The organism is Herpetosiphon gulosus, from assembly GCF_039545135.1.
In the GTDB taxonomy this organism is placed as follows: Bacteria; Chloroflexota; Chloroflexia; order Chloroflexales; family Herpetosiphonaceae; genus Herpetosiphon; species Herpetosiphon gulosus.
This window is the reverse complement of sequence record NZ_BAABRU010000001.1, coordinates 191383-217720: the sequence shown is the minus strand read 5'-3', so window position 1 is coordinate 217720 and position 26338 is coordinate 191383. Positions and strand designations below refer to the sequence as shown.

Annotated in this window: 19 protein-coding genes; 9 read left to right on the top strand and 10 right to left on the bottom strand. The window is 49.8% G+C overall.

The features are described from left to right. Nucleotides 1–240 precede the first annotated feature (240 nt). Entirely contained in the window at nt 241–1770 is a 1530-nt protein-coding gene (locus ABEB26_RS01025) for a hypothetical protein (protein WP_345720076.1), read from the bottom strand. Between the two features lie 157 nt (nt 1771–1927). On the opposite strand from ABEB26_RS01025, the gene ABEB26_RS01020 reads away from it, so the two are divergent. Further along, nucleotides 1928–2593 carry a response regulator gene (locus tag ABEB26_RS01020; RefSeq protein ID WP_012191184.1) on the top strand — a complete coding sequence of 222 codons (666 nt, stop codon included), beginning with the start codon at nt 1928–1930 and terminating at the stop codon, nt 2591–2593. A gap of 50 nt (nt 2594–2643) precedes the next feature. Here the strand turns inward: ABEB26_RS01020 and ABEB26_RS01015 are convergent, their stop codons facing one another. The 3 genes from ABEB26_RS01015 to ABEB26_RS01005 form a co-directional block, all read right to left on the bottom strand. Further along, on the bottom strand, nt 2644–2958 hold the full coding sequence (locus ABEB26_RS01015) for a hypothetical protein (protein WP_345720075.1): 315 nt from the start codon (nt 2956–2958) through the stop codon (nt 2644–2646). 21 nt (nt 2959–2979) lie between these two features. After that, entirely contained in the window at nt 2980–3393 is a 414-nt protein-coding gene (locus ABEB26_RS01010; RefSeq protein ID WP_345720074.1) for a hypothetical protein, read from the bottom strand. 276 nt (nt 3394–3669) lie between these two features. After that, nucleotides 3670–4374, bottom strand: coding sequence for a hypothetical protein (locus tag ABEB26_RS01005; protein WP_345720073.1), 705 nt, complete (start codon nt 4372–4374; stop codon nt 3670–3672). Nucleotides 4375–4730: 356 nt separating this feature from the next. Between ABEB26_RS01005 and chvE the strand changes: the two genes are divergently transcribed. The 7 genes from chvE to ABEB26_RS00970 all read left to right on the top strand — a co-directional run bounded on the left by chvE (nt 4731) and on the right by ABEB26_RS00970 (nt 14050). Continuing rightward, nucleotides 4731–5870, top strand: coding sequence for a multiple monosaccharide ABC transporter substrate-binding protein (gene chvE, locus ABEB26_RS01000; protein ID WP_345720072.1), 1140 nt, complete (start codon nt 4731–4733; stop codon nt 5868–5870). A 96-nt stretch (nt 5871–5966) separates the two neighbouring features. Then, nucleotides 5967–7505, top strand: coding sequence for a multiple monosaccharide ABC transporter ATP-binding protein (gene mmsA / locus ABEB26_RS00995; protein WP_345720071.1), 1539 nt, complete (start codon nt 5967–5969; stop codon nt 7503–7505). Beyond that, entirely contained in the window at nt 7502–8719 is a 1218-nt protein-coding gene (mmsB, locus tag ABEB26_RS00990; protein ID WP_345720070.1) for a multiple monosaccharide ABC transporter permease, read from the top strand. Before mmsA ends, mmsB begins: the two co-directional genes overlap by 4 nt. Before the next feature lie 63 nt (nt 8720–8782). Next, nucleotides 8783–10471, top strand: coding sequence for a ribulokinase (locus ABEB26_RS00985; RefSeq protein WP_345720069.1), 1689 nt, complete (start codon nt 8783–8785; stop codon nt 10469–10471). Nucleotides 10472–10496: 25 nt separating this feature from the next. After that, entirely contained in the window at nt 10497–11138 is a 642-nt protein-coding gene (locus ABEB26_RS00980) for an L-ribulose-5-phosphate 4-epimerase (RefSeq protein ID WP_345720068.1), read from the top strand. Nucleotides 11139–11323: 185 nt separating this feature from the next. Continuing rightward, on the top strand, nt 11324–12829 hold the full coding sequence (gene araA / locus ABEB26_RS00975; protein WP_345720067.1) for an L-arabinose isomerase: 1506 nt from the start codon (nt 11324–11326) through the stop codon (nt 12827–12829). 189 nt (nt 12830–13018) lie between these two features. Continuing rightward, nucleotides 13019–14050 (top strand): LacI family DNA-binding transcriptional regulator, encoded by a 1032-nt coding sequence (locus ABEB26_RS00970; RefSeq protein ID WP_345720066.1) that lies wholly within the window; start codon nt 13019–13021, stop codon nt 14048–14050. Here ABEB26_RS00970 and ABEB26_RS00965 read toward each other — a convergent pair. Beyond that, a complete protein-coding gene (locus ABEB26_RS00965; RefSeq protein ID WP_345720065.1) occupies nt 14047–14562 on the bottom strand; it encodes a zinc ribbon domain-containing protein in 516 nt (171 codons plus the stop codon). The two genes, ABEB26_RS00970 and ABEB26_RS00965, sit on opposite strands and share 4 nt — an antisense overlap. A gap of 45 nt (nt 14563–14607) precedes the next feature. Further along, nucleotides 14608–16461, bottom strand: coding sequence for a bifunctional homocysteine S-methyltransferase/methylenetetrahydrofolate reductase (locus ABEB26_RS00960; protein WP_345720064.1), 1854 nt, complete (start codon nt 16459–16461; stop codon nt 14608–14610). A 685-nt stretch (nt 16462–17146) separates the two neighbouring features. Between ABEB26_RS00960 and ABEB26_RS00955 the strand changes: the two genes are divergently transcribed. Further along, nucleotides 17147–20518 carry an ATP-binding protein gene (locus tag ABEB26_RS00955; protein ID WP_345720063.1) on the top strand — a complete coding sequence of 1124 codons (3372 nt, stop codon included), beginning with the start codon at nt 17147–17149 and terminating at the stop codon, nt 20516–20518. A 53-nt stretch (nt 20519–20571) separates the two neighbouring features. Here ABEB26_RS00955 and ABEB26_RS00950 read toward each other — a convergent pair whose 3' ends face one another. The 4 genes from ABEB26_RS00950 to ABEB26_RS00935 all read right to left on the bottom strand — a co-directional run bounded on the left by ABEB26_RS00950 (nt 20572) and on the right by ABEB26_RS00935 (nt 26329). Next, nucleotides 20572–21042 (bottom strand): hypothetical protein, encoded by a 471-nt coding sequence (locus ABEB26_RS00950; protein WP_345720062.1) that lies wholly within the window; start codon nt 21040–21042, stop codon nt 20572–20574. Continuing rightward, a complete protein-coding gene (locus tag ABEB26_RS00945; protein ID WP_345720061.1) occupies nt 21039–22991 on the bottom strand; it encodes a serine/threonine-protein kinase in 1953 nt (650 codons plus the stop codon). Before ABEB26_RS00945 ends, ABEB26_RS00950 begins: the two co-directional genes overlap by 4 nt. Nucleotides 22992–23183: 192 nt before the next feature. Beyond that, on the bottom strand, nt 23184–24803 hold the full coding sequence (locus ABEB26_RS00940) for an NADH-quinone oxidoreductase subunit N (RefSeq protein ID WP_345720060.1): 1620 nt from the start codon (nt 24801–24803) through the stop codon (nt 23184–23186). Between the two features lie 11 nt (nt 24804–24814). Continuing rightward, the gene (locus ABEB26_RS00935; RefSeq protein ID WP_345720059.1) at nt 24815–26329 is read right to left on the bottom strand and encodes a complex I subunit 4 family protein; all 1515 of its coding nucleotides are present in this window, start codon (nt 26327–26329) and stop codon (nt 24815–24817) included. Nucleotides 26330–26338: the final 9 nt, after the last annotated feature.

Genomic DNA, 26338 nt, shown 5'->3' with positions numbered 1-26338 from the left:
TAGCCATCGGAATATTAAAATCCACTGCGTAGCCTTTACGATTCTCCTCCCTTCCGTCCCTCCGCTGGAGGGAAACGCAGGGTGTTTTCATCCCCCTGCACCCCCTAAAGCACAATTAGTGGAATATACAAGTGCTGGGATCTATAAGCCATGACGTTGTATTAAACATCATAAACCCTAAAAACAAAAGCCCTGCTCAACCGAAGTTGAACAGGGCTTTGATCGATTAAAGCTTTTTAGTTATGGTAAAGCATTCAAAGCATTACGCACCAAATCTTGGTTTGGACTAAAAACAATCACAAATTCTTGACCACTGCCTTTGACTCCAACATGCACATCATCATCGCTGCGGTTTGGGTCACCAGCCCGAATCAATAAATCGCCATTGGGGTTGAGTGTGCCATAGAATAAACCCAAAAATTCATCGCCATCGGCAGCAGTATCCCAGCGCAATGTCCATTGCAACACCGGTGTAAAATCGCTGTTGTGTTCATATAATGTCACGCGACCGCCGCCAATTCCCGCTGCTGCGGCTTCCAAATCACCAGCAGTAGCGGTATATTCGAGCAACGATTTGAGATCAAATTCGCCAACCGTATTGGTTATAGCAGTAGTCCAATCCGCACCGAGCACTGGCAACAGATCAAATTGATCGGGCAGGGTTGGGTTATCGCGGGTAGCACTCAAATATTTTTCAGGATGCAAAATTTGTTCGGTCGAGGTTGGTGGGTCTTGCAAAGCCTTGGTCACTGCCTCCCAACCACCTTCGGCATAAACTGCTTCAGCAAAAGCTAGACCATCTTCATAAGGAAATACCAGCCCATCGCGCAGTACGCCTGGGACTTGATCAAGAATTGTGCTGCTATCTTGTTGTTCTTGCAAGGTTCGCAACAATTCTTGCAACTCAGCGGGTGACATGCGCGGCACAAGATCAGTTTGCAACCAATCGCTCATTAGTTTGGTAGCATCGCCTTCAACCAACGAACGAAATGCTAACGACCGATCAGCATCAAATTCGCCAACTTTTAGGCCATCTTGCAAGTTAATTAATTGATCTTGCAAGTTATGATTAAATTCGTGGGCATAGGTAATTTGATCGGCTGGTGGAAATTCGTTATTTTCAGCAATAATATAAAAGGTATCAGTTTCAGGATCGTAAAAGCCGCCGATTTGTTCGGTTTGCAAATCGATATACAACTGCTGTAAATCAATATCTTTTTCGGCTAAGCCGAGCATCCACAATTGGCTGGTTTCATGGCGAAAATCTGCGGGCGTATTTTCGGTTTCCATTTCTTTGACAATATAATTGCGCAATTCCTCGCGCGTTAGCATGCGCCGCGTAACTGGGCGTTCCTCTGGCAAACCACGCAACGCGATCACCTCTTGCTCAATTTGCTTCATCACTTCAACAATTTGCGCGGGCGGCTCCACACCACCTGGGCCGGTTGGGGTTGGCGCAGCCGGATCAACCGTTGGGGTTGGGCCAACTTCAGGCGTTGGCTCAAGCGCTGGGCTGGTTGGCTCAGCAATGCTGGTTGGCGGATTATTCAAACGCTCTTGTAAATCATTCACTTGGTCTTGCAGCTGACGGTTTTTATCTTGCACCTCATCAGCAGCAGTAATTTGATCTTTTAATTTGCCAAATTCAGCTTGGGTCGTGGCATCGCGCGAGATAATTGTGCCGCGTTCAAACCAGAGCCAACCGCTAGCACCAAGCGCCGCCAACAGCAACACCACCAAGCCAATAATTGCGAAACGTGTTCGATTCATGGACATTCCTTCAAAACTAGGCCGAGATCTCTCAAACGTATACTGAGCATATCACAGCTTTGGCCGCTTGGAAGTGAAAAAGTGGTGAGCAGTTGGCGTTCATTTGCCGATTGCGTGTACAATCAATGTAGCGCGATTCACTCACAAAGAGGTTCTTATGGAAAGTATTAGCGTTTTTTTAGTCGATGATCATTTGGTTGTTCGCCAAGGCTTGCGCGATTTTCTCGAACTCCAAGATGATATTGAAGTTGTCGGCGATTCGGGAATGCCAGTTGAGGCTGTTGGCCAGATTAAGCAACTGTTGCCTGATGTGGTGATTATGGATTTGGTGATGCCTGAGATCGACGGCGTAGAAGCCACCCGCCGCGTCAAGGCCGTCAGCCCGACCACCCAAGTAATTGTACTCACCTCGTTTTCTGACGATGAAAAAGTCTTTCCGGCAATCAAAGCTGGAGCAATCTCGTACCTTTTAAAGGATGTTAGCCCGCTGGAATTAGCGCGGGCTGTGCGTTCAGCCAAACGTGGCGAGGCGGTGTTGCACCCTGAAGTTGCCGCCAAATTGATGCAAGAATTCTCAGCGCCTCGCAACAACGACCCCGATGCCGAAGCTCTGACCGAGCGCGAAATGGATGTCTTGCGCTTGATCGCCCGTGGTCATTCCAACCGTGAAATTGCCGATTCACTGATCATCAGTGAAAAAACCGTCAAAACCCACGTTAGCAACATCTTGTCGAAATTGCACTTGGCGGATCGCACCCAAGCAGCGATTTATGCCCTACGCCAACGCCTCGTCCCCATGGATGATCCCTTACCTGGACGCTAGTTTGGTGCAAGCCGCCGCTCAATTGAGTGGCGGTTTTTTGATTAATCGACTCACTTCTCGCGTTTACTGCGCCAAAGATCGAAGATTAATCGGCCAATTTTAGCCACCAGATAGCAACCAAAAATCCCGATCACCAGCCAATACAACCAGCCATCTGAGCTGAAAAACCACCAACAAAAAATGAGCATTATTGACCAAGGTACGAGACCAACCAAAAAGAATTGCCAAGCTTGTTTGGCAGTCAATGGCTGAGAGCCAGGTGGCGCAACCACAACCTGTAATAATTGATTGTCGATCAGCGCACCACAGTTGGCACAATTACCTGCCGCCAATGGTAGGGTCGCGTCACAATCTGGGCATTGCATTGGGAGTCCTATTCTGCTGAATTAGCCAAGGTGTTTCATCATCCACAACTGTTTACTATGGGGACTATATATTATTTGATAAATCGCACCATGCTGAGCGACCTTATGATTAATTCGGCCAATATTCAAGCGGCCAGCCCGCTCGAAATGACCATAAAACAATGGGCGACTTGTATATTTCACAATTTGGGTCTTACTCAAGCGATCAACTTGTATCTGAGCTACTCCACTGAACATATCAAGCAGTTGCAAGGTTATTTGCCAACCTCCAATCAAGCCAAATACGCCCACAATCATCCAAACAAAACTGCTTGCTGCTAACTCATCGAATTGCAATACTAACCAAATAACCATAGCTACGCTTGTAAATGGGAGTAACGCATTCACTGAAAGTTGAAATTTTTGGCTGCCAGTCAATTGGGTTGTCGTAGGCATGCTGCTCCCAATCGGTGCCGAGTTTGGGGGTGCTGCAACGCTTGGCAAGGGCATTTGATCCCAGGTTGCACCAATTTGAGGGCTTGATCGATCGAGGATTTCTGGATTCCAAACTAGCTCGTCATTCCACACAGTATCGTTTGAGAATTGATCAACCGAGGCGGTTGCTGTGGCTGAAGCATTAAGTTGCCAATCACAACGAGGACAGCGCTCAAACCTCGTGGTAATAGTGCTATGGCAATTTGGGCATTTCATCAGGTTTCCTATTCTGCTCAATTAACCAACTTGTTGCATCGCCCACAGTCGTTTGCTGCGCGGACTGTAGGTTACTTGATAAATTGCGCCTTGGAAGACTGCATTATAGTTTTCGCGGCCAATATTCAAGCGGCCAATTCGTTCGAAATGACCATAGTAGGTACGGCTATTTTTATTTTTAACAACTTGGGTTTTAGTCAAACGATCAACTTGCATTTGAGCCACGCCACTGAAAAAATCGACCAAATTCATAATCGCTTGCCAGCCCATCACCAAGCCAAATAGCCCCAAAATAAACCAAAAAAAGCTAATTTCCTCGGTAAAGCCAGATCTCCCAATAAACCAAATTGGAATTGCCAAGATGATGAGTGGAAAAAATGCGCCAAACAGCAGTTGGGTCTTTTGGCCACTGGTCAAGGCCACAGTTGTGGGCATGGCATTGCCCATCATTGTGGCGTTTGGCGGTGGCACAACGCTTTGCATCGGCGCTTGATCCCACGTCGAAGCAGGCTCAGCAGTTGGTTGCTCCCACGCTGCCGAAGCAGGCATGGTTGGCTCCCAAACCCCAGCATCATTAGTTTGATCGCGGCCCCAAGCATTAGCGGTTGGCGATTCACCAAAGGCAGCTGAGGAAGTTGCAGCGGCAGGCGCACGTAACGCCCAATCGCAACGCGGACATTTTTCATTGCTATTTGAAACATTGCTATAACAATTTGGGCATTTCATCAGCAGTTCCTCCATTAATAGTGTACGCCTAGAATCATAGTGTGTTGCGCTAGTTTGCAGCGATCAGGCAAGATCCCCCCAGATGGGCTAGATCGGGATAGTTCAAAATACCGATAGTCCTTGCTTGACAGCGTTAATTGGGATTGTTATAATGCGACCGTTATCGATAACGGGATCGATAACGGGATCGATAACGAGGTCGGTACCACCTCTAAAACCCTCCCTGCTATTCGCCGTTCCAAACTTAAACTACAGTGTTCGCAACGTGTGTTCGTTGGGTGTGCAATTAAGCTCATCAACAGCATTTGTGGCAAAACCCAAGCCACCACCCACGAAAACTTACTCCAAGGAAGGACATGACGATGAAGTCTCCTCGCGCGAAGTTCATGATGGTTTTGATGTTGCTCATGACGATGGTTTTGGCCAGCTGTGGCGAAGCCGCAACCCCCACCACTGCCCCAACCGATGGCGGCACTGGTGGCACAACTGCCAGCAGCGATAACAGCAAATTCACCATTGGGATCTCAATGCCTACCAAATCGTCAGCTCGCTGGATTGCCGACGGCGACAATATGGTGAAATATTTCCAAGAAAAAGGCTTCAAAACCGACCTTCAATACGCTGAAGACGATATCCCAACCCAACTTTCACAAATTGAAAACATGGTCACCAAAGGGGTCAATGTTTTGGTGATTGCGGCAATCGACGGCGAAACCCTCTCAGATGTTCTGCAAAGTGCCAAAGACAAGAAAATTCTGGTTATCGCCTACGACCGCTTGATCAAAAAAACCCCCAATGTTGACTACTACGCCACCTTCGATAACTTCCAAGTCGGCGTGTTGCAAGCTAGCTCAATCGAAAACAAACTTGGTTTGAAAGAAGGCAAAGGCCCATTCAATATCGAGTTGTTCGGTGGTTCATCCGACGATAACAACGCCTTCTTCTTCTACAATGGCGCTATGTCGGTCTTGCAACCCTACATCGATAGCGGCAAGTTGGTGGTTGTTAGCGGCCAAACTGGTATGGATAAAGTTGCCACCTTGCGCTGGGACGGTGCTACCGCTCAATCACGCATGGACAACATTTTGAGCGCTTTCTACGGCGACAAACGAGTTGATGCAGTGCTGTCACCATACGACGGCATCAGCATCGGGATCATCTCATCGCTCAAAGGTGTTGGCTACGGCACCGCCGACAAACCAATGCCTGTGGTTTCAGGCCAAGATGCTGAAGTGCCCTCAGTCAAGTCAATTATCGCTGGCGAACAAAGCTCAACCATCTTCAAAGATACCCGCGAGCTTGCTAAATCAGTGGTAGGTATGGTCGAAGCTTCGTTGTCGGGCAAAGAAGTTGCCGTCAACGATACCAAAACCTATGACAATGGGGTCAAAGTTGTTCCTTCACAATTGCTGGTTCCGGTGGTCGTCGATGTAACCAACTGGGAAAAAGTGTTGATCGACAGTGGTTACTACAAAAAAGAAGACATAACCAAATAATTCTGGCAGCAAGGTCTGTGTGTGGGCAAGGCTCATGCACAGACCTGCTTGCATATGAACAACTTGGCCATCTTCTCAGCAAACGAGGCACAGGTTATGTCTGATGTACTACTTGAAATGCGCGGAATCACCAAAACCTTTCCTGGGGTTAAAGCGCTGAATGATGTCAACCTGCAAGTGCGCCAAGCCGAAATTCACGCCTTGGTCGGCGAAAATGGCGCAGGTAAATCGACCTTGATGAAGGTACTCAGCGGGGTGTATCCCCACGGAACCTACACGGGCGAGATTATTTTCGAGGGCCAAGAATGTCGTTTCAACGATATTAGCGCCAGCGAAAAACTTGGGATTGTGATTATTCACCAAGAATTGGCCTTGATTCCGTTTCTCTCAATTGCCGAAAATATCTTTCTCGGCCACGAAACTGCCTCACGCGGCGTGATCAATTGGAATACGGCGATTGCCAAAACCCAAACATTGCTCAAAAAAGTGGGGCTGAGTGAATCGCCCAATACCTTAATTACTGATATGGGCGTGGGCAAGCAGCAACTGGTGGAAATTGCCAAAGCCCTTGCCAAAGAAGTTAAACTGCTGATTCTTGATGAACCAACTGCAAGCTTAAACGAGAGCGATAGCGAAGCCTTGCTCGAATTGCTGCTGCAATTCAAACAACAAGGCATCTCATCAATTCTGATTTCGCACAAACTGAATGAGGTTTCTAAAGTTGCCGATGCGATCACGGTGCTCCGTGATGGCGCAACGATCGAAACCCTCGATTGTCACAAAGAACAAATTAGCGAAGACCGAATTATCCGCGGCATGGTTGGTCGCGATTTGAGCCATCGATTCCCGCCCCGCGAGGCCACAATCGGCGAAACGATGTTTGAAGTTCGCGATTGGAATGTCTATCATCCACTCCACGCCGAGCGCAAAGTTGTCGATAACGTCAGCTTTAATGTGCGCAAAGGCGAAATCGTCGGGATCGCAGGCCTGATGGGTTCGGGCCGCACCGAATTAGCAATGAGTATTTTTGGTCACGCTTATGGTAAGCATATCAGTGGCCATGTATATAAAAATGGCCGTGAGATCGACGTTCGCACGATCCAAAAGGCCATTCGCAATGGCATTGCCTATGTCACCGAAGATCGCAAAAGTTATGGTTTAGTGTTGATCGATGGGATCAAAAATAATATTACCCTCGCCAACCTACCAGCCGTTGCCCGCAATTCGGTGATCAACGAGCCAAAAGAGTTGCGCGTTACCAATCAATATCGTGATGATTTAGCAATTCGCAGCTCCAGCGTCTTGCAAAAAACCGTCAATCTTTCTGGTGGCAATCAGCAAAAAGTCGTTTTGAGCAAATGGCTGTTTGCCAACCCCGATATTCTGATTCTCGATGAGCCAACTCGTGGGATTGATGTAGGAGCTAAATACGAAATCTACACGATTATCAACCGCCTAGCGCAAGAAGGCAAAGCCGTCATTGTGATCTCTTCGGAATTACCCGAAATTCTCGGCATGTGTGATCGCATTTATGTGATGAATGAAGGCCAGATTGTGGGCGAAATGCCTGCTGCTGATGCCTCACAAGAGAAAATCATGAAATGCATTATGCAGCAGGAGGTTAACCAGCCATGAGCGCTGAACTGAAGCCAAACGAAGCCAGCAAAGCAGCTGGTTTCAATCTCGCCACCGTTGTCGATTTCGTCAAAAATAATATGCGCGAATATGGCATGCTGGTTGCCCTTGTAATCATTGTGCTATATTTTCAATTTCAAACCAACGGTGTGTTGCTGCAACCACTCAATATCACCAACGTGATTTTGCAAAATAGCTATATCGTGGTGATGGCGCTGGGCATGCTGCTAATCATCGTGGCAGGCCATATCGATCTTTCGGTTGGCTCGGTCGCGGCCTTTGTTGGGGCGGTCGCGGGCTATATGCTGGTCGAAAAAGATTATCCAGTCATCGTCGCCTTTGCTGCATGTATCGCCATCGGCGCAGCAATTGGCGCTTTTCAGGGCTATTGGGTAGCCTTCCGCAAAATTCCAGCCTTTATTGTGACCCTGGCGGGCATGTTGATTTTTCGCGGTTTGACCTTGGTTATGCTAGGTGGTACATCACTTGGCCCCTTCCCTTCAAGCTTCCGCGAAATGAGCACTGGCTTTATCAGCGACCCAATCGGCGGAGCTGAATCAGCTCTCCACATCACGACAATCATCGTAGGCTTGGCTTTTGCGGCAATCATCGTTTATTTAGATGTAGTTGGTCGCAAAAATAGCCGCTCGTTCAACTTCCCAGTCTTGTCAACTCCCTTGTTTATCGCCAAAAATGCCCTAATCGTTGGGATTATTCTAGCCTTCTGCTATATCTTGGCTTCCTATGAAGGCTTGCCCAATGTCTTGCTAGTGTTGATCGCCTTGATCGCGCTGTATATGTTTGTGACCAAAAAGACCGTGATTGGGCGACGAATTTATGCCTTGGGTGGCAACGAAAAAGCCGCCAAACTCTCTGGCGTACCAACCGACCGATTGACTTTCTATACCTTCATCAATATGGGGGTTTTGGCAGCCATCGGCGGCTTGATCTTCACCGCGCGTTTGAACTCGGCCACACCTAAAGCAGGTACAGGCTTTGAGCTTGATGTAATCGCCTCGGTCTTTATTGGCGGTGCATCAGCCTCAGGCGGCATCGGCACAGTCTTTGGCGTGGTAATCGGGGCGCTGGTGATGGGCGTGCTCAACAATGGTATGTCGATCGCTGGCGTAAGCGTCGATTGGCAACAAGTGATCAAAGGCGCTGTGCTATTGATCGCAGTCTACTTCGATGTCTCCAGCAAAAACAAAGGTTAATTGCAGGTAGCCAAGGCATTAGCCCACTAGTCTAGTGCCTTCTTCAGCCTAAAAGGAGTTGCCATGAGTCGGCAAACATACGCGATCGGTGTCGATTTCGGCACCGAGTCGGGCCGTGCTGTGCTCGTTGATGTGCGCAATGGTCAAGAAATCGCCACGGCAATCTATCCCTATGCCAATGGTGTGATCGACGAGAAGCTGCCAAACACCAATATTCGGCTAGAGCCAGATTGGGCACTACAAGACCCCAACGATTATCTCGATGTGTTCAAAATAACGATTCCCGCTATTCTCAAAGAAAGTGGCGTTGACCCGGCTAATGTAATTGGCATTGGGGTCGATTTCACCGCTTGTACGATGTTGCCAACCAAAGCCGACGGCACACCGTTGTGTATGCTGCCCGAGTGGCGCAACACGCCGCATGCTTGGGTCAAATTGTGGAAACATCATGCTGCACAGCCCGAAGCCAACCAACTCAACCACATCGCTCGTGAGCTTGGCTATAGCTTTCTTGATCGCTACGGCGGCAAGATTAGCTCAGAGTGGTTTTTCCCCAAGGCTTGGCAAATTCTCAATGAAGCCCCCGAAGTCTATGCCGCCGCCGATCGCTTGATCGAAGCAACCGACTGGGTGGTTTGGCAATTGACCGGAGTCGAAACCCGCAACGAATGCACCGCAGGCTACAAAGCCATGTGGTCAAAATCCGAGGGCTTTCCCCCTAACGAGTTTTTTAAGGCACTCGACGAACGCATGGAACATATCGTCGATCAAAAGATGTCGCGCACGCTCTTGCCGCTTGGGGCAAAAGCTGGCGGCCTCAGCCAACAAGCCGCCAAATGGACGGGCTTGCGGGCTGGCACAGCGGTTGCTGTCGCCAATGTTGATGCCCACGTCACCCTACCAGTTACCGGCAATACCGAAATCGGCACGATGGTGATGATTATGGGAACCAGCACCTGCGACGTGATGAACGGCGAACATCGGGCTGAATTGCCAATCGTCGAGGGCATGTGTGGGGTCGTCGATGGCGGGATCGTGCCAGGCATGCTGGGTTACGAAGCAGGCCAGAGCGGGGTTGGTGATATTTTCGCTTGGTTTATTGAGCATGGCGTGCCTGGCGACTATGTTGAGCAAGCCAAAGCCGAAGGCCTCAATATTCATAGCTTGCTCGAACGCGAAGCTACCAAACTTAAGCCTGGCGAGAGCGGTCTCTTGGCGCTCGATTGGTTCAATGGCAATCGCTCAACCTTGGTCGATGTTGAACTCAACGGCTTGGTCTTGGGCATGACCTTGGCCACCACTGCGCCCGAAATTTACCGCGCCTTGCTCGAAGCAACCGCCTATGGCAAACGCGAAATTATCGAAACCTTCAATCAATCGGGTGTGCCAATTCGCAAATTGATTGCGGCTGGCGGCCTGCCCGAGAAAAACCAGCTGCTGATGCAAATTTATGCTGATGTGACCAACTATGAAATTAGCGTGATCGCCAGCAAACAAGCGCCAGCACTCGGTTCGGCCATGCACGGCGCAGTTGCTGCCGGCGTTGAGGCAGGTGGTTACGCCGATATTGCCAGCGCCGCCAAACAGATGGGCCGGCTCAAAACCGAAACCTTCAAGCCCATTCCCGCCAATGTTGAAATTTACGACCAGCTCTATGCTGAATATAAAGTGCTGTACAACTACTTTGGTCGTGGCGAAAACGATGTGATGAAGCGGCTGCGAATGCTCCGTCACGCCGCGCTCACAGCCTAGTTGCAGCCAGATTGGAATTCAGACCATGTTAGAAACGATTAAACACGAACTCTGGAAACTGCACCTTGAATTGCCCAAAAATGGCTTGGTAACCTGGACTTCAGGCAATGTTAGTGCGCGTGATCCTGAAACCAATTTGGTGGTGATCAAGCCGAGCGGCGTGATGTTTGAAGATTTGCGGCCTGCCGATCATGTGGTGCTCGATTTAAATGGCAATGTGATCGAAGGCGACTTAAAACCTTCATCGGATACCGCCAGCCATTTGTATATTTATCGTCATCGCCCCGATGTCAATGGGATTGTGCATACCCACTCACCATTTGCTACGGCTTTTGCCGCCAACGGCAAATCAATTCCGGTTTATCTCACCGCGATGGCCGACGAATTTGGTGGACCGATTCCATGCGCTGGTTTTGCATTAATTGGTGGCGAAGAAATTGGCCAGCAGGTGGTTGAGCATATTGGCACATCGCCAGCGGTATTACTGCAAAATCATGGCGTTTTCACGATCGGCAAATCGGCCAAAGCTGCGGTTAAAGCCGCCGTAATGACCGAAGATGTAGCGCGAACAACTTGGTACGCCTTGCAAATCGGCCAGCCCCAAGAAATCGCCAGCGACGACGTTGCCAAATTGCACTATCGCTATACCAATGTGTATGGACAATAATCTGGGGATCGGTTGTTGGGGATCGGGTTATAGATAACGTGGTTCCCTCACCCCCTAGCCCCCTCTCCCGCTTACGAGCGAGGGGGAACCGCAAAACTAAAAGCCCCTCTCCCGCTCTGTGGGAGAGGGGTTGGGGTGAGGGAATAAACCGATCCCTGACCCCTCAACTATAGAAAGGCCAGTCAATGCTTGACTTGAAACAATATGAAGTTTGGTTTATTACGGGCAGCCAACATTTGTATGGCCCCGAAACTTTAGAGCAAGTTGCCAAACACTCACAAATTATCGCCGCTGGACTTGATCAAAGTAGCACAATTCCGGTGCGGGTGGTGTTCAAGCCTGTGCTCAAAACACCTGACGAAATTTACAATTTGGTGCTCGAAGCCAATGCCGCCAAAAACTGCATTGGCTTGGTTGCTTGGATGCATACCTTCTCGCCAGCCAAAATGTGGATTGCAGGCCTGCGCAGCTTGCAAAAACCATTGGCCCACTTGCACACCCAATTCAACAGCGAAATTCCATGGTCGGAAATCGACATGGATTTTATGAATCTCAATCAAGCCGCCCACGGCGACCGCGAATTTGGCTTTATTGTCAGCCGTATGCGCTTAGAACGCAAAGTGATTGTTGGTCACTGGCAAGATAGCGAAGTTCATGATCGAATTGCCGCTTGGACTCGCGCTGCCGCTGCTTGGCACGATGCCCAAGGCGCACGTTTTGCCCGCTTTGGCGACAACATGCGCGAAGTTGCCGTAACCGAAGGCGATAAAGTTAATGCTCAAATGCGGCTTGGCTATAGCGTCAGTGGCTATGGCGTGGGCGATCTGGTGCGCTTTGTCAACGAAGTTAGCGATGCCGATATCAACAGCACCTTGCAAGAATATGCCGAACAGTATGAATTGGCGGCAGGCTTGCAAGCTGGCGGCGAACAGCATCAATCGCTGCGTGAAGCCGCCCGCATCGAGCTAGGCTTGCGCTACTTCCTTGAGCAGGGCAATTTCAAAGGCTTTACAACTACCTTTGAAGATTTACATGGCTTGGTGCAATTACCAGGTTTAGGCCCACAACGCCTGATGGATCGCGGCTATGGCTTTGCTGGCGAAGGCGATTGGAAAACCGCTGCGCTGGTGCGGGCAATGAAAGTGATGAGTGCAGGGCTAAATGGCGGCACTTCGTTCATGGAAGATTACACCTATCATTTTGGTAGCAACGGCATGAAAGTGCTGGGCGCACATATGCTCGAAATCTGTCCATCAATCGCAGCCACCAAACCACGGCTCGAAGTCCATCCCTTGGGCATTGGTGGCAAGGCTGATCCAGTGCGCATGGTATTTGATGCCAAAACCGGACCTGCCGTTAATGCTTCAATCGTGGAAATGGGCAATCGTTTGCGCTTGATCAATAGTGTGGTTGATGCAGTTGAAACCGAGCAACCCTTGCCCAAGTTACCAGTTGCCCGGGCCTTGTGGCTACCCCAGCCCGATCTCAAAACCGCTGCAGCAGCCTGGATCTACGCAGGCGGAGCACATCACACTGGCTTTAGCTTTGATCTGACCAGCGAACATCTTGCCGACTTTGCTGAAATTGCTGGCATGGAATATTTACAAATTGATCGCAACACCAACGTTCATCAATTCAAACAAGAACTTCGTTGGAACGATCTGTACTATCACTTGGCCAAAGGTTTGTAAACCCACGGCAAGCAACCCAAGTCGCAACGCTGCGCAACCCTGGCAATGATCGCCAACTGTGGTGGATTGGCGATCCGCTAGCCTTGAGCAGCGGGGCAACTTGGCGTGAGCAACGCTGGGACAAAATCGGCTATACTACCGACTTGCGTCCCAGCGATCTGAAATGCACCATGCTATTGGGAGTTCGCCATGACCATTCATCGTCCACAAAAAGTCACGATCAAAGATATTGCCAAACTGTGTAATGTTTCGACCCAAACCGTTTCGCGGGTGCTCAACAATCGGCCTGATGTTTCGCCGCAAACTCGCGAGGCAGTTGAAAAAGCCATTGCTGATATGGGCTATCAGCCAAGCGCCTTAGCCCGTAGCCTCGTGCAACAGCAGAGCTTTACCTTGGGCGTGATTACCGCAGGCTTGCAATATATGGGCGTGTCGCTCACGTTGAATGGAATTGCCGAGGAAAGCGAAGCCTCGAACTATGCCTTGTTGCTCAAGGAATTACCGCGCTTTGATCTGACCAATATTGTACCAATTATTGAAGCTCTCATGGCCCGCCATGTCGATGGAATTATCTTTGCGGCGGCTGAACTCAACGAAAATGTCGAGCTTGTGCAGGCTCAACTTCCAGCAACTTGCCCACCGATTGTCTTTGTCAAAAGCCAACCTAATGAGCGCTTTACCACAATTGGTATCGATAATTATGGCGGTGCACGCCAAGCAGTCGAACATTTGCTCAGCATTGGGCGGCGCGAAATTGGCCTCATCTGCGGGCCAATCGAATGGCTCGAAACCCGTCAACGCCGTAGCGGCTGGTACGATGGGCTGGTAGCGGCAGGGATTACACCAACCCAGCAGCAAATTGGCATCGGCAATTGGTCGTCGGCCAGTGGTGAACAAGCCTGTGCCGAATTGTTCAAACGCTATCCCCAAATGGATGCCGTATTCGCTTGTAACGATCAAATGGCCTTGGGTGCGTTGCATTATGCCAGTAGCCATGGCATTCGGGTACCCGAAGCGTTGGCAGTTGTCGGCTTTGATGATTTAGCTGAGGCCGCCTATTTTTCACCAGCGCTCACCACAATTCGCCAACCATTGCGTGAATTAGGCCGCTTGGCCGTTCAAACCTTGTTGCAATTGATCAATCCGAATGAAGGCCAGATGCCGCCCGTTGTGACAATGCTGCCAACCCAATTAATCGTGCGCGACAGTAGCTTGAGCTAGGCAACTTCACGGCTAAGCTTTGCTAATTCCCACACATGGTTGTTGCCCAAACTGTAGGTTACGACATAATAATTGCCTTCGATAGCGAAATCACCATGCTCCATTTTTAATTGTTGGCTGCCAATCAGCTTAAAATCAGCATACAAACGGGTTTTTCGCTTGGTATGCACATAGCGCAGTTCGCGCAACTGATCAATCTGGACTTGTGCAATCCCACGCAGCCAATCGCGTATTCGATTGAGCCAATAGAAGCCCCCAACCACGATCATCAGGCCAAATATTGGCCAGATTAAACCAGATACAGCCTTCAGCGCAAAAAATAAGATCGTGGCGATACAAATCAGAAACCCAAGAGCAATGCTGAGGGTGATAATCTCGCTGCGCAAGGCTTGGCGGTGCTGGTTAGATAACGGTATTTGTTGGCTCATAATCAGTGGCTTGAGCTTGCGATTACATTTGGGGCATTGATTGACATCCGGTGCGACTTTTTGCTGACAATGTGGGCATTGCATGGCGATTTCCTCAAAATCAGAATTCGCCATGCAAAACGTTCAAGGTTAAACGTTGGTTGCCTTCAACACTTCCAGCACTTCGGCGGCCATTTCGTAGCGCCCAAACGAAGGCATGATATAAACCCCTTGGATACGATCGTAGGCGGCGGCTAGAATTTCTTGTGAAACTTGCACCCCAATTGCCCGACCATTGGCTCCCGCTTCTTTCATCCGCGCCAACACATCTTTGGGCAGAGTAATGCCTGGCACTTCGTTATGTAAAAATGAGGCATGGCGATAGCTCTGAACTGGCATCAAGCCCAAGATAATCGGAATTGGCAGCGAACCAAGTTTATCGAGGAAGCGATCAAGTTCGGTTGCATCATACGAAATTTGGGTCATGGCATAATGTGCGCCAGCTGCCACTTTTTGATGCAAACGATCAATTTCCCAATCAGGGTCTTCAGCATTGATATTCAGTGCCACGCCAATTAAGAAGTTAGTTGGCGTGCCAATATCGTTGCCAGCAGTATCAACCCCGCTGTTCATGCCCGCAATCACCTTAACCAAGCCAATGGTATCAACATCGAATACGCCTGAGGTACCAGGATAGGCTCCAAACGAGGGTGGATCGCCTTTCAAGGCCAAGATATTGCGCACCCCCAAGGCATGCGCCCCGAGCAAATCGCTTTGCAAACCCATCAATGAGCGATCGCGGGTGGTAAAGTGTAAAATCGTTTCCATACCCACTTGTTGTTGAATCAAGTTACACATGGGCAAGGCACTCATGCGCACCCGAGCCATCGGGCTATCGGCAACATTGATGAAATTGACTCCGGCTGCCTGCATTTGGCGAGCACCTTCGAGACAACGCCGTGGGTTATGGCCTTTGGGCGGATCGATTTCAACGCTGGTAACAAAGGCACCATCAGCCAACATCCGGCCAAGTTGGGTCGTTTCGGCGCTCTTGCTCGGCAATTGGACGCTTGGCGCTTCTTCATCAACAATCGTAATATTCAGCATGCTAGCTGGATTCAGATCCTGCAAGGCGCTGTGCATGCTGCTAATATGCTGCGGGGTAGTGCCACAACAGCCACCAACAATCTGCACATTCAATTCTTCGACCATGCGGCGGGCATAATCGGCCATATATTCAGGTGACGATGGATAAAATACGCGGTTATGGCGCTCGGTAGGCCAACCAGCATTTGGTTGCGCCGAAATCGGAATCGTGGCATTGACCGCCCGCATGCTTTGGACGACCCGAAAGACCCGTTGCGAACCGACCGAACAGTTTACCCCAACCACGGCCACGCCCAACTCAACCAGTTTGCGCACCACTTCCTCAGGCGTGTTGCCAAGCACGGTGCGGCCATCTTCAGCAAAGGTCATCTGCGCCACAATTGGCAAATCACCAACTTGCTTAGCGGCCTTAACCGCAATCAACATTTCGCGTAAATCGCTAAATGTCTCGAACATCAACAGATCAGCGCCCTGTTCAAGCAAGGTGCCAATTTGTTCGGCAAAGGCTTCGTGGGCTGCTTGCTCAGTCAACGGGCCATAGGGTTGCAATAAAACACCCAAGGGGCCAACTGCACCAGCAATCAAGGTGTTGGTACCAGCAATCTCGCGGGCTTCACGCGCCAACTTCATACCGCGATGATTAATTTGGCGGACTTTATCGGCCAAGCCAAAAGGCTCCAATTTGAAGCGATTTGCGCCGTAGGTATTGGTTTCAATAATATCGGCCCCAGCCTCAATATAACTTTGATGAATTTCACGCACGACATCTGGCTGGGTCAGATTCAAGGCATCGAAGCACTCGTCAAAATCGATGCCGCGACCATACAGTTGAGTGCCCATCGCGCCATCACACAGCAAGGCTCGTTGCCCTAGTTGTTCAAGAAATGGATTCGCCATAGCCTTAGTTCCTTGTCCATTGGTAAAGTTGTTGTCGCACGATCGCCGTTGATCGCCAGTAACTATAGCATACTGCTTAACATTTGCACGTTTCTGTGGATTGTTCGTTATTTTAGTAATCCTCACCCTTCGCACTCTTCGCGTCCTTCGTGGTTCCGCCTTGGCTGATCCCTGACCCCTAAGCCCCTGATCTTCGTTTCGCCTCCCTTCCGTCCCTCCGCCGGAGGGAAACGCCGGGGGTTTTCATCCCCCCATCACCCCTAAAATATCATTTTATGGCAAGCATTCATTACTTGATGAACTTAACAATTGGCATTCCCAACCCACATCATTCCCCCTTCGCGTTCTTCGTGTTCTTCACGATTTCATTTCCCTGCCCCCTAGTCCCTGACCCTTGATTCCTGATCATCGTTTCGCCTCCCTTCCGTCCCTCCGCCGGAGGGAAACGCCGGGGGTTTTCATCCCCCTGCACCCCCTAAATATCATTTTATGGCAAGCATTCATTACTTGATAAACTTAACAATTGGCATTCCCAACCCACATCATTCCCCCTTCGCGTTCTTCGCGGTTCCCTACTACCATATCTCTGATCCCTGATCCCTAGCCCCTGAACCCTCGTTTTGAGCTTGTGGCCGATTTTTTGCTATAGGCTTAGTAGCGTTTCGTATGGAGCAACAATCGGTTTATGACAGTTCAAACGACTACGTGCTGCTCAACCTGCAATTTTGCCGAAAACCCGCCAAGTGCGCGGTTTTGTGGCAATTGCGCTAGCCCCTTGCCGCTACACTGTTTTAGCTGTGGCGCGGCCAATCCACCTGGCTTTCGCTTTTGCGGCACATGCGCCACTGGCTTGATTGAGTATATTCCTGCGGCCACAACTCGGCGCGTAGTTACAATTCTGTTTGCCGATGTTTGCAACTACACCAATCTTACCAATCGGCTGGGTGCTGAGCATATGTATAGTTTGCTCGACCCATGTTTGCGGCGCTTGGGCGAAACGGTACGACGCTTCGAAGGCACAATCGATAAATTTACTGGCGATGGTTTGATGGCAGTTTTTGGGATGCCAGTCGCGCTCGAAGCGCACGCATCCCAAGCTGCTTATGCGGCTTTGGCCATGTTCGAAGAATTAGCCGCTTACAACGAAACAATCGCCCATGCTGGAGTGCAATTTCAGATTCGAGTCGGCTTGGCCAGCGGTGAAGTCATTGCTGGTTTGCTTGGCTCCGATCGCTACAGCGATTTAACCGTGATCGGCGGCCCAGTCAACTTAGCAGCACGGCTGCAACAAGTGACCGATCCTGGCACAATTATGGTCGATGGCGATTTAGCTCAATCACTGCAAACAAATTTTATGTTCAATGAACAACACACGGTTGCGCTCAAAGGCTTTGAGCAACCAATCGCCGCAGCTATTTTAGCGGGCAAACAATTGGCCCAAGCGGTAGTTGATGGTAGTTTTGGCTTGCCCTTGATTGGACGCGAAGCCGAATTGCAGAATCTGATCGGTGCAACGGAGTTATTGCACAATGGCATGGGCGGCGTAATTGGCCTAACTGGTCGGGCTGGCGTGGGCAAAACTCGCCTGACTGCCGAAATTATTCAGCATTTGCATAGCCGTGATGTCAAAGTATTGACCAACGATTGTAGCAGCGCCACTCGAATTGTGCCCTACAGCGCCTTTTTGGGCTTGATTCGCCAATTATTTCAAATCGATCATGCCGATTCTGCTGCCACAATTCATCATAAAATCCAGTTGATGATTCATAGTTTGGGCAATATGCCGCTCGATTTGCTGCCCTACGTTGAATATTTGCTCTCGCTCGATTTTATTGATCAAAGTTTGGTTGAGCGGGTTCAGCATCTTGATGCAGCCCAGTTGAAGCGTCATGTCTTTTTGGCAATTCGCGAATTATTAGTAGCCTGTACCCGTCAACAATCGATGGCAATCGTGATTGACGATGTGCAATGGGCTGATGATCTATCGTTGGAATTACTCGAATTTATTGCCGAAACCTTTGATGCTTCATCATTGCTGCTCTATTTGGTGGCGCGTGATGATGAAACGCCGCAGATTCGCCAAACCTTCAATCGGATTTTGGCCCAAGCTCGCCAACGTGGTTTGGTGCTTGAGCTTAATTCACTTAGCCCTGAATCAGCCGAAGCCTTGATTAAACAAATTCTGCCGCAAGCCTCAGCCGTGATGATCGATCATTTGGTGCGCCAAGCCGATGGTGTGCCATTTTATTTGGAAGAATTAGCCCGCCATGCGCTGCATGCTGGCCTCGATATTCAGGCTCAAAGCAGCGATAGCCTACAAATGCCGTCGATGCCACTTTCGTTGCAGGCTCTAATGCGTTCGCGCTACGATCGTCTGCCTAATGATTTGGCGCATAGTTTGGCGCTTGCGGCAGTAATTGGCCGCCGTTTTAGCCAGCAACTACTCTGCCAGCTACGGCCTGAGCAGCCGATCAATCAGCAACTCCAACAATTGCAGCAACGGGGTTTTGTCCAGCCAATTGCCAACCATCACGATGATTGGGCCTTTAGCCATTTGCTGTTGCAAGAAACAATTTATGCCAGCCTATTGCAACAACAACGCTATAGCTTGCACGGCGAGGTCGCGCTGGCACTCGAAACCCACGATGAGCAACGGCCTGAATTATATATCGATGCCTTGGCCTACCACTTCAGTCGCTCGCAGCTTACCCACAAAGCCTTGGATTATTTGTTGTTAGCGGCGCAACGGGCGGCCAGTCGTTTTGCTAATGATGATGCGCTGCGCTTATATGATCAAGCTATGCCCTTGCTCAGTGAGATGGATCACCCAGCAACTGAACAAACCGTCAGTTTGTTTCATGGACGTGGCGATGTACTCAGCTTTGTTGGGCGCTACGATGAAGCTCGCATGGCCTATCAACAAGCGATTAGCCTAATTCAGCCAAACCCAGAAACCCAAGCAACCCATGCCACGATTTTGCGCCAACTAGCGGCCACCTATGAGAAACAGGGCAATTATGATGAAGCCATGCTGCATTTGGATCAAGCCCGCTTGGTTTTGGCCGATGGAGCCTTGTTTGATCATGCGCGAATCGATTGTGATGCCGGCTGGATCGCCTTCCATCGCGGCAATTTGACCCAAGCTGAGCGGTTGCTCAACAACGCCTTGACCATCAGCGAACTCAATCAACACCATGGTTTACAAGCGCTGGCCGCCAATCGTTTGGCGGGAGTGTATTGGCAACGTGGTAGCCTCAAAGCCGCCCAAGCCTTGGTCAACCAAAGTCTGGCGGTCAGTCGCTATTTGGGCGATTTACCAGCGATGAGTCGGGCACTCAACAATCTTGGGGTGATTGCGATGGAGCTAGCCGATTGGCATGCTGCCGCCAATTACTACGAGCAAAGTCTAGAAACCACCCAAGCAATCGGCGATTTGAATGGCCAGATTTTGGCAATCAACAATCGTTCGCATTGTATGTTGATGCTTGGCTTGCTCAACGATGCGCTACGGTTCTCGCAGATGGCCTTGCGTTTGGCTCGCCAAATTGGCGCAAAATTACATATGGCCACAGCCTTAATTCAACAAGGCACAATTTCATTTTATGTCCAAGATTATCAACGTGCTCGGCGCTACTATCTCCAAGCCGAGCAACTCTTTCGTGAGCTAGGCCACTACGACCCCAAGCGGGTGATTTTGGCCGAAATGCTTGGGCGCATCGGCTTTGTTGAAGGACGACGGAATTGTGCCAATCGGATGGCAGCCCGTGCTTTACGGCTGGCTCAACAACTCAATGAACCGCAATCACTGTTTCGCAGCCAAGCCCTACAGATCTATTTACAAGCCTATAACGGCCAACGCCACCAAGCTAGCGAAGCGATCGATCAACTGCTGCAATTATCGGTCAACAATAATTATTTATTGGCATTGGGCTTAACCATTGGCGCAACGATTAAACGCCTGAATGGCGATTACACGATTGCTCTAGCCCATCAAGAACGCGCCGATATTTTATTTGAGCAGATGAATACCCCAGCTATGCTGCGTGAATATGTTTAAAAACCCCCTGCTTCAAGGGTGAAGCAAGGGGTTTTTGCCAACCTAAATCGAGCTTATTGAGGAATTGCTTGTTTAAGGTTTTGCAATTCGGTAAATAATTTCACCAAAATTTCGGGATACTCGGCACCATCAATCGTGGCGATCGATTTGTTGCCAGTAGTCAGGGTATAGCTAAACATATCGCAGCAACTGCCCAAATCACCATAGCTTGAGGCAAGACGCGCAAAGGCCGGATCATTCAAAATCGCTTGGAGCGCGGTCAATTGTTCGGGCGTAGCATCACCAACACGCAATGTGCTTGCGGCGCTCACGCTGGCTAACTCCAATTTGCCATCACTCCAAATCGTCAGGGTTTCATTAATTCCGGCAATTCCACCAGTTTGGGCGAACGTCAGCAGCACCTCAGGATTGGCTGCACTAGTTGCGGTTGGAGCAATTGTGGCGGTAGCTGGCACGCTAGTTGGAGTTGCTCCGCCACAGCTTGCTAAAAGCAACAACAGCAACCCAAGCCATAATCGTTTCATTCAGTCGTTCCTCGGACATAAGTCTCATAACGGGTAATTTTATATTGGTTAGGATTGAATAAGATGCTGCCTTCAAAACGGGCAGTGGCATCTGGCGATAAGGTGCTATTGCCAGGTGTAATCGTATCGACCCCAATAATTTCATCTTTTTCGTTGTAGGTCACCAAATAGATAATAATTGTGCGGGTACGTTTCTTGCCAGTATTAGTGATCTTGCCTGTTACCTCGTAGAAAATCCCATCAGGGCTAATCTCTAACTCATCAATTTTGAGATCAGGATATTCAAAGGCACTGCCCAAAGTGTTATCCATCCCAAACACTTCATATTCGATTGTTTGATATTCAGGCGCTTCGCTGAGCACCAAAATCCATGGGGCACGCTCACCTGGATTGACCACCGCCAACACCCCATAACCTGTCTCAAACTCCACTTCTTTACCATCAACCAAAAAGGTAGCTTCAATTTTAATCGCACTTTTGGGCTTATTAGTATTATTAGTCACCATGCCATACATCAACAGGGTTGTGCCAGCCTTACGTGAGCCAATATTCGAAAGCGTAAACTCGTTTTCCGGGTTAGGATCAGCAGCCTGCGGCGTTTTCTCAGATGGTTCAACTGCTACAACCTCAGGCGTTGGAGTCTTTTTATTAGCAACGGCGGTTGCAGCGGTGCCAATTGTTGGGCGTGGGCGCTGGGTTGCCAGATCAGGAATTTGCACAAAAATATCAGGATCTTTGGGCGGTAGCTTTTCATCAAAAGCCGAATTGATCGTATAAACTCCCAAGCCACCAATGATCACAATCGAAAGCAAGGCCAACCAAAACCACGGCGAAATGCCGCGTCGTGGTGGCTGACCAATTAGCACTGGATTCGTTTGGGGGATTGAGCCATATTGCGGTTGGGTTGGCCCTAAATTGCCAGTGTTTGGCATCGCGCCATATTGCGGCTGGCTTGGATGCCCAGCATAATTGGACTGACTGGGATGCCCGCCATATTGCGGTTGGCTCGGATGGGCTGCGCCATAACTTTGTTGGCTTGGAAAAGCAGCATAATTAGCAGGCATGGGCTGCTGTGGACGTACAACGGTTGGCCCTGAATAATGTTCATAGCCAACTGGCGTTGCCGCGTTATTCATAATCGAACGCAGCACACGAGCAATTTCGCCCATGCTTTGTGGGCGATTTTGTGGCGCTTTAGCCATCATGGCCATAATTAAGCCATCAAGCGCTGGCGGCAACAAGGCTCCGGTGGTGCTTGGCGCTGGCGGTTGAGTATAAACATGGCCAAACATAATTTGAGCGGTATCGCCCTCAAACGGCAAACGCCCAGTCACCATTTGAAACAACAGCACACCTAAGGCATAAATATCAGTGCGGGCATCAAGTGGTTGAGCCTGAATTTGCTCAGGAGCCATATACGAAAGCGTGCCAATAATCATGCCGCTTTGGGTTAATTGATGTTCTTTCGATTCGCTATCGGCCAAACGTGCCAAACCCAAATCGACCAATACAGCGCTGCCATTGGGGCGAATCAAAACATTGGCAGGTTTAATATCGCGGTGCAAGATTCCTTGACTATGGGCATATTCCAAGGCATCGGCTAATTCGGCAGTAATTTTCAGCACTTTTTCCAAGGGCATGCGACCTTGGCGCAACTCATCGCTTAGGCTTGGGCCTTCGATCATTTCCATAACAATAAAGGGCATGCCTTTATCTTCATCAACATCGAATACTCGCACAATATTGGAGTGCGATAGCTGCACCGCCACCTGGGCCTCGCGCAAAAAGCGCTGGCGAGCATCCTCAGTAGCATTGCCCAAAATAATTTTAATTGCCACAGAACGCCCAAGTTGTGGATGGATCGAGCGATACACAGCGCCCATACCACCAGCCCCCAAGGGTTGGCCCAGCGTATATTTGCCTAAGGTTGTGTTGGTTAAATCTGTCATGATCGCCTCTTGTTGCATGCACCACGCCGATCCATCTTAGCACACCATAGCAAGATTGTATGTACAAACGATGAATGTTGCTTAAACGTTCCTTCATAATTGACGTTTGGATGCACAGTTATGTTTCCGTTAAAAAGCAAATGCCCGCTACGCACTCAGCGAGCAGGCATTTGACCAATTGGATCGCTATTGTTATTGAGCCGCAATCCGGATGGTAGCTTGTTCAAGCACACCGTACAACCAAGTTGGAACAATCCCCAACCCAAAGATCAACAGGGTAATGGCGGTCATTACGATGCCAGGCCCAAAGCCAACCTTGATTGGTTCATCGGTTTCCGCAGGCGCAAAATAGACAGCCTTGAGGAAGCGCAGGTAGTAGTACAAGCTGATCACGGTGTTGCTGACTGCGAAGATCACCAACCACTTTGCGCCTTCTTGCCAAGCAGCAATAAAGACGTAGAACTTCACAAAGAAGCCTGAGAGTGGTGGAATCCCCGCCAATGACAAGACTGCAACTGTTAAGAGCAAAGCCAAGCCAGGCGCTCGGCGGCCCAAGCCATTCAAGTTGCTAAAGTCGGTGCCGCCAACTGCATCTTCGACCAAAGCCAAGATGCCGAAGGCGCTCAAGTTGGTAACGGTATAGGCAATCAAATACATCAAGAGCGAGATACCGCTATCGCGTTGGGTGCCAACCAAGCCCAACATCAAGAAGCCTGCTTGGGCAATTGATGAATAGGCCAACATGCGCTTGGCATTGGTTTGGGGCAAAGCCGCCAAGTTGCCAACCAGCATGGTCAAGGCTGCCAAAATCGCGATCAGGCTTGTCCAGCCGCCAAAGCTGGTGCTCGTGCCAATTGCTGCCGTACCAAGAATGCTCGGTGCGCCGAAGCCGGTCACCAATACGCGATACAGCAAGAAGAAGCCAGCGGTTTTTGAGGCGGTCGAGATAAAGGCCGTCATCGAGGTTGGCGCACCTTGGTACACGTCAGGCGACCAAGCGTGGAACGGCACAATCGCAACTTTGTAGGCCATCCCCGCAAGGATGAACAACAGCGCTAAGATTGCAACACCTTGACTTGGACCTTCGGGGTTAGCAAAAGCCAATTCAACTGCCGTTGCCACTGAGCGCAAGCTGGTTGGAGTGGTGGTCATGGTCTGACCATTCATCAAGGTCAAGCCCAAGAGCAAGCTCATGCCAAACAGCAAGATTGCCGATGAAAGCGCCCCGAAAATGTAGTATTTGGCCCCAGCCTCGGTGCTGACAGGGTTGCGGCGGAAGTAGCCAGCCAACACATACAGCGGAATACTGGTCAATTCAATGCCCAAGTAAATCATAATCAATTCGCCGCCAGCGGTCATGAAAATCATGCCAAGGGTGGCAAATAAGATCAGGGCATAAAATTCAGCTGGGTTGTTCGAAGGCTTGGCTTTGCTGGTCAAAATCACGGTCACAAAGGCTGCGCCGATAAACACCAAGCGCCCAATGTGGGTCAGTGGGTCAACCACAAACGCCCCACCCAGAATACTGCCATCAAGGCCACTGCTGCGCAGATTTTGGAAAATACTGAAGTCGTAGAACTTCCAATCGCCAAACTGCACCCAGGTGAAGAAACCACCTTGGATCAGCACCATCACAAATGCCAAACCCAAGCCCATCAAGGTCATGCTGATAGCTTCTTCGGTACGATCGTTTAATGCTTCCTTGCCCTTCGACCAACGCGTCAGGACATCGCCAAGCAGCACCATGGCCGCAATCGCCAGTAGCAAAAACTCAGGGATGAGCCGCGTAAAATCAGCTATTTGAAAATTCACGTCATTCCTCCCTAACGTCCTGCTAGATCAATCATGCGCTGGGCAATCGGCTGGACACCAGTGGCGATGTAGTCCATGATGATGCTGGGGAATAAGCCAACCCCAACTACCACGATTGCCAAGACTGTGCCTGAGAATTTTTCTTGCCAGGTCAGCGGTGGCAAATCATGGTAGTGCGGGTCTTTGACCTCGCCCATGAACGCCATATAGCCAACCCGCAAAACATAGGCCGCAGTAATTGGAATCGACAAGGCTGCGACTACCGCAACCAAGGGATATTGGTTCATCACGCCAGTGAAGATCGTAAACTCAGCCATAAAGCCTGCCGTGCCTGGCATCCCCATCGACGAGAGACTCGCGATGATAAAGACCACAAAGGCAAATGGCATAACTTTCATCAAACCACCCAGTTCGGGCAATTGGCGGGTGTGGGTCCGTTCATAGACCATCCGACCAACCACTGCAAAGAACAAGGCGGTCATTACGCCGTGAGCAAACATTTGCATCACTGCGCCGTTGAGCGCGGTTTCGTTCATCGAGGCCAGCGCCAACATCACCAAGCCCATGTGGCTGACTGATGAGTAGCCGATCACATACTTGAAGTCTTTCTGAACCATCGCAATCGATGCTCCATACACGACGTTCATCAAGGTCATCACGGCAATACCTGGCAACCAGAATTGTGCGCCATTTGGCATCAGCCACAGCGCAGCCCGTAATGCACCGTAAGCTCCCAGCTTCATCAACACCCCAGCGTGGAGCATCGAAACCGCTGTGGGAGCAGCCACGTGACCTGTCGGCGACCAGGTATGGAAGGGGAACATCCCTGCCAACACGGCAAACCCGACAAAAACTGGCAAGAAGAAGATTTTTTGGAATTCAAGGCTGAATACTCTTTGTGAAAGCTCGACCATATTAAAGGTACCGCCCACAACGTAAATCGCCACCATCCCAATCATCAAAGCTGCCGAACCAACCATCAAGTAAATGGTAAGTTTCATCGCGCCATATTCTTTGCGCGTCGAACCCCAAATCCCGATCAGCAGGTACATTGGCAACACAGCCAATTCATAGAACACGAACATCAGGAACAAGTCCAGCGCCATAAACACGCCGTACACGCCCACCACCAACAAGAGTAGCAGAACGAAATATTCCTTGACCCGATCTTCAATATTCCATGAGATGAATGTGCCAGTGAAAATCACCAAACCATTCAAAACAATCAAGGGCAAGCTGATCCCATCAGCGCCGACCAAATAGGCCATGCCGAGCTGTGGAACCCAATCTAGCTTTTCGACAAACTGCATCTTGGTGCCCATATAGCCCGTTGCATTGGGATCATAGGCAAAAAAGACCAGCAAGGCGATGCCAAACGAGATTGTCGCAACCACTGCCGAGATAATCCGCATGGCTTGTTTTTGCTCTTTGGGCAAAAACATAATCACCAAAGCCCCAAGTAAGGGAATCAACCAGATGAGGCTCAGGTACGGAATGCCCGCTGGCAAACTTTCGATCAAATGCATCGTTTAACT

What these genes read in the sequence shown, in the direction of transcription:
- ABEB26_RS01025 (WP_345720076.1), bottom strand. Translation starts at nt 1,770, where the DNA reads ATGAATCGAACACGTTTCGCAATTATTGGCTTGGTGGTGTTGCTGTTG.
- ABEB26_RS01020 (WP_012191184.1), top strand. Translation starts at nt 1,928, where the DNA reads ATGGAAAGTATTAGCGTTTTTTTAGTCGATGATCATTTGGTTGTTCGC.
- ABEB26_RS01015 (WP_345720075.1), bottom strand. Translation starts at nt 2,958, where the DNA reads ATGCAATGCCCAGATTGTGACGCGACCCTACCATTGGCGGCAGGTAAT.
- ABEB26_RS01010 (WP_345720074.1), bottom strand. Translation starts at nt 3,393, where the DNA reads ATGCCTACGACAACCCAATTGACTGGCAGCCAAAAATTTCAACTTTCA.
- ABEB26_RS01005 (WP_345720073.1), bottom strand. Translation starts at nt 4,374, where the DNA reads ATGAAATGCCCAAATTGTTATAGCAATGTTTCAAATAGCAATGAAAAA.
- chvE (WP_345720072.1), top strand. Translation starts at nt 4,731, where the DNA reads ATGACGATGAAGTCTCCTCGCGCGAAGTTCATGATGGTTTTGATGTTG.
- mmsA (WP_345720071.1), top strand. Translation starts at nt 5,967, where the DNA reads ATGTCTGATGTACTACTTGAAATGCGCGGAATCACCAAAACCTTTCCT.
- mmsB (WP_345720070.1), top strand. Translation starts at nt 7,502, where the DNA reads ATGAGCGCTGAACTGAAGCCAAACGAAGCCAGCAAAGCAGCTGGTTTC.
- ABEB26_RS00985 (WP_345720069.1), top strand. Translation starts at nt 8,783, where the DNA reads ATGAGTCGGCAAACATACGCGATCGGTGTCGATTTCGGCACCGAGTCG.
- ABEB26_RS00980 (WP_345720068.1), top strand. Translation starts at nt 10,497, where the DNA reads ATGTTAGAAACGATTAAACACGAACTCTGGAAACTGCACCTTGAATTG.
- araA (WP_345720067.1), top strand. Translation starts at nt 11,324, where the DNA reads ATGCTTGACTTGAAACAATATGAAGTTTGGTTTATTACGGGCAGCCAA.
- ABEB26_RS00970 (WP_345720066.1), top strand. Translation starts at nt 13,019, where the DNA reads ATGACCATTCATCGTCCACAAAAAGTCACGATCAAAGATATTGCCAAA.
- ABEB26_RS00965 (WP_345720065.1), bottom strand. Translation starts at nt 14,562, where the DNA reads ATGCAATGCCCACATTGTCAGCAAAAAGTCGCACCGGATGTCAATCAA.
- ABEB26_RS00960 (WP_345720064.1), bottom strand. Translation starts at nt 16,461, where the DNA reads ATGGCGAATCCATTTCTTGAACAACTAGGGCAACGAGCCTTGCTGTGT.
- ABEB26_RS00955 (WP_345720063.1), top strand. Translation starts at nt 17,147, where the DNA reads ATGACAGTTCAAACGACTACGTGCTGCTCAACCTGCAATTTTGCCGAA.
- ABEB26_RS00950 (WP_345720062.1), bottom strand. Translation starts at nt 21,042, where the DNA reads ATGAAACGATTATGGCTTGGGTTGCTGTTGTTGCTTTTAGCAAGCTGT.
- ABEB26_RS00945 (WP_345720061.1), bottom strand. Translation starts at nt 22,991, where the DNA reads ATGACAGATTTAACCAACACAACCTTAGGCAAATATACGCTGGGCCAA.
- ABEB26_RS00935 (WP_345720059.1), bottom strand. Translation starts at nt 26,329, where the DNA reads ATGCATTTGATCGAAAGTTTGCCAGCGGGCATTCCGTACCTGAGCCTC.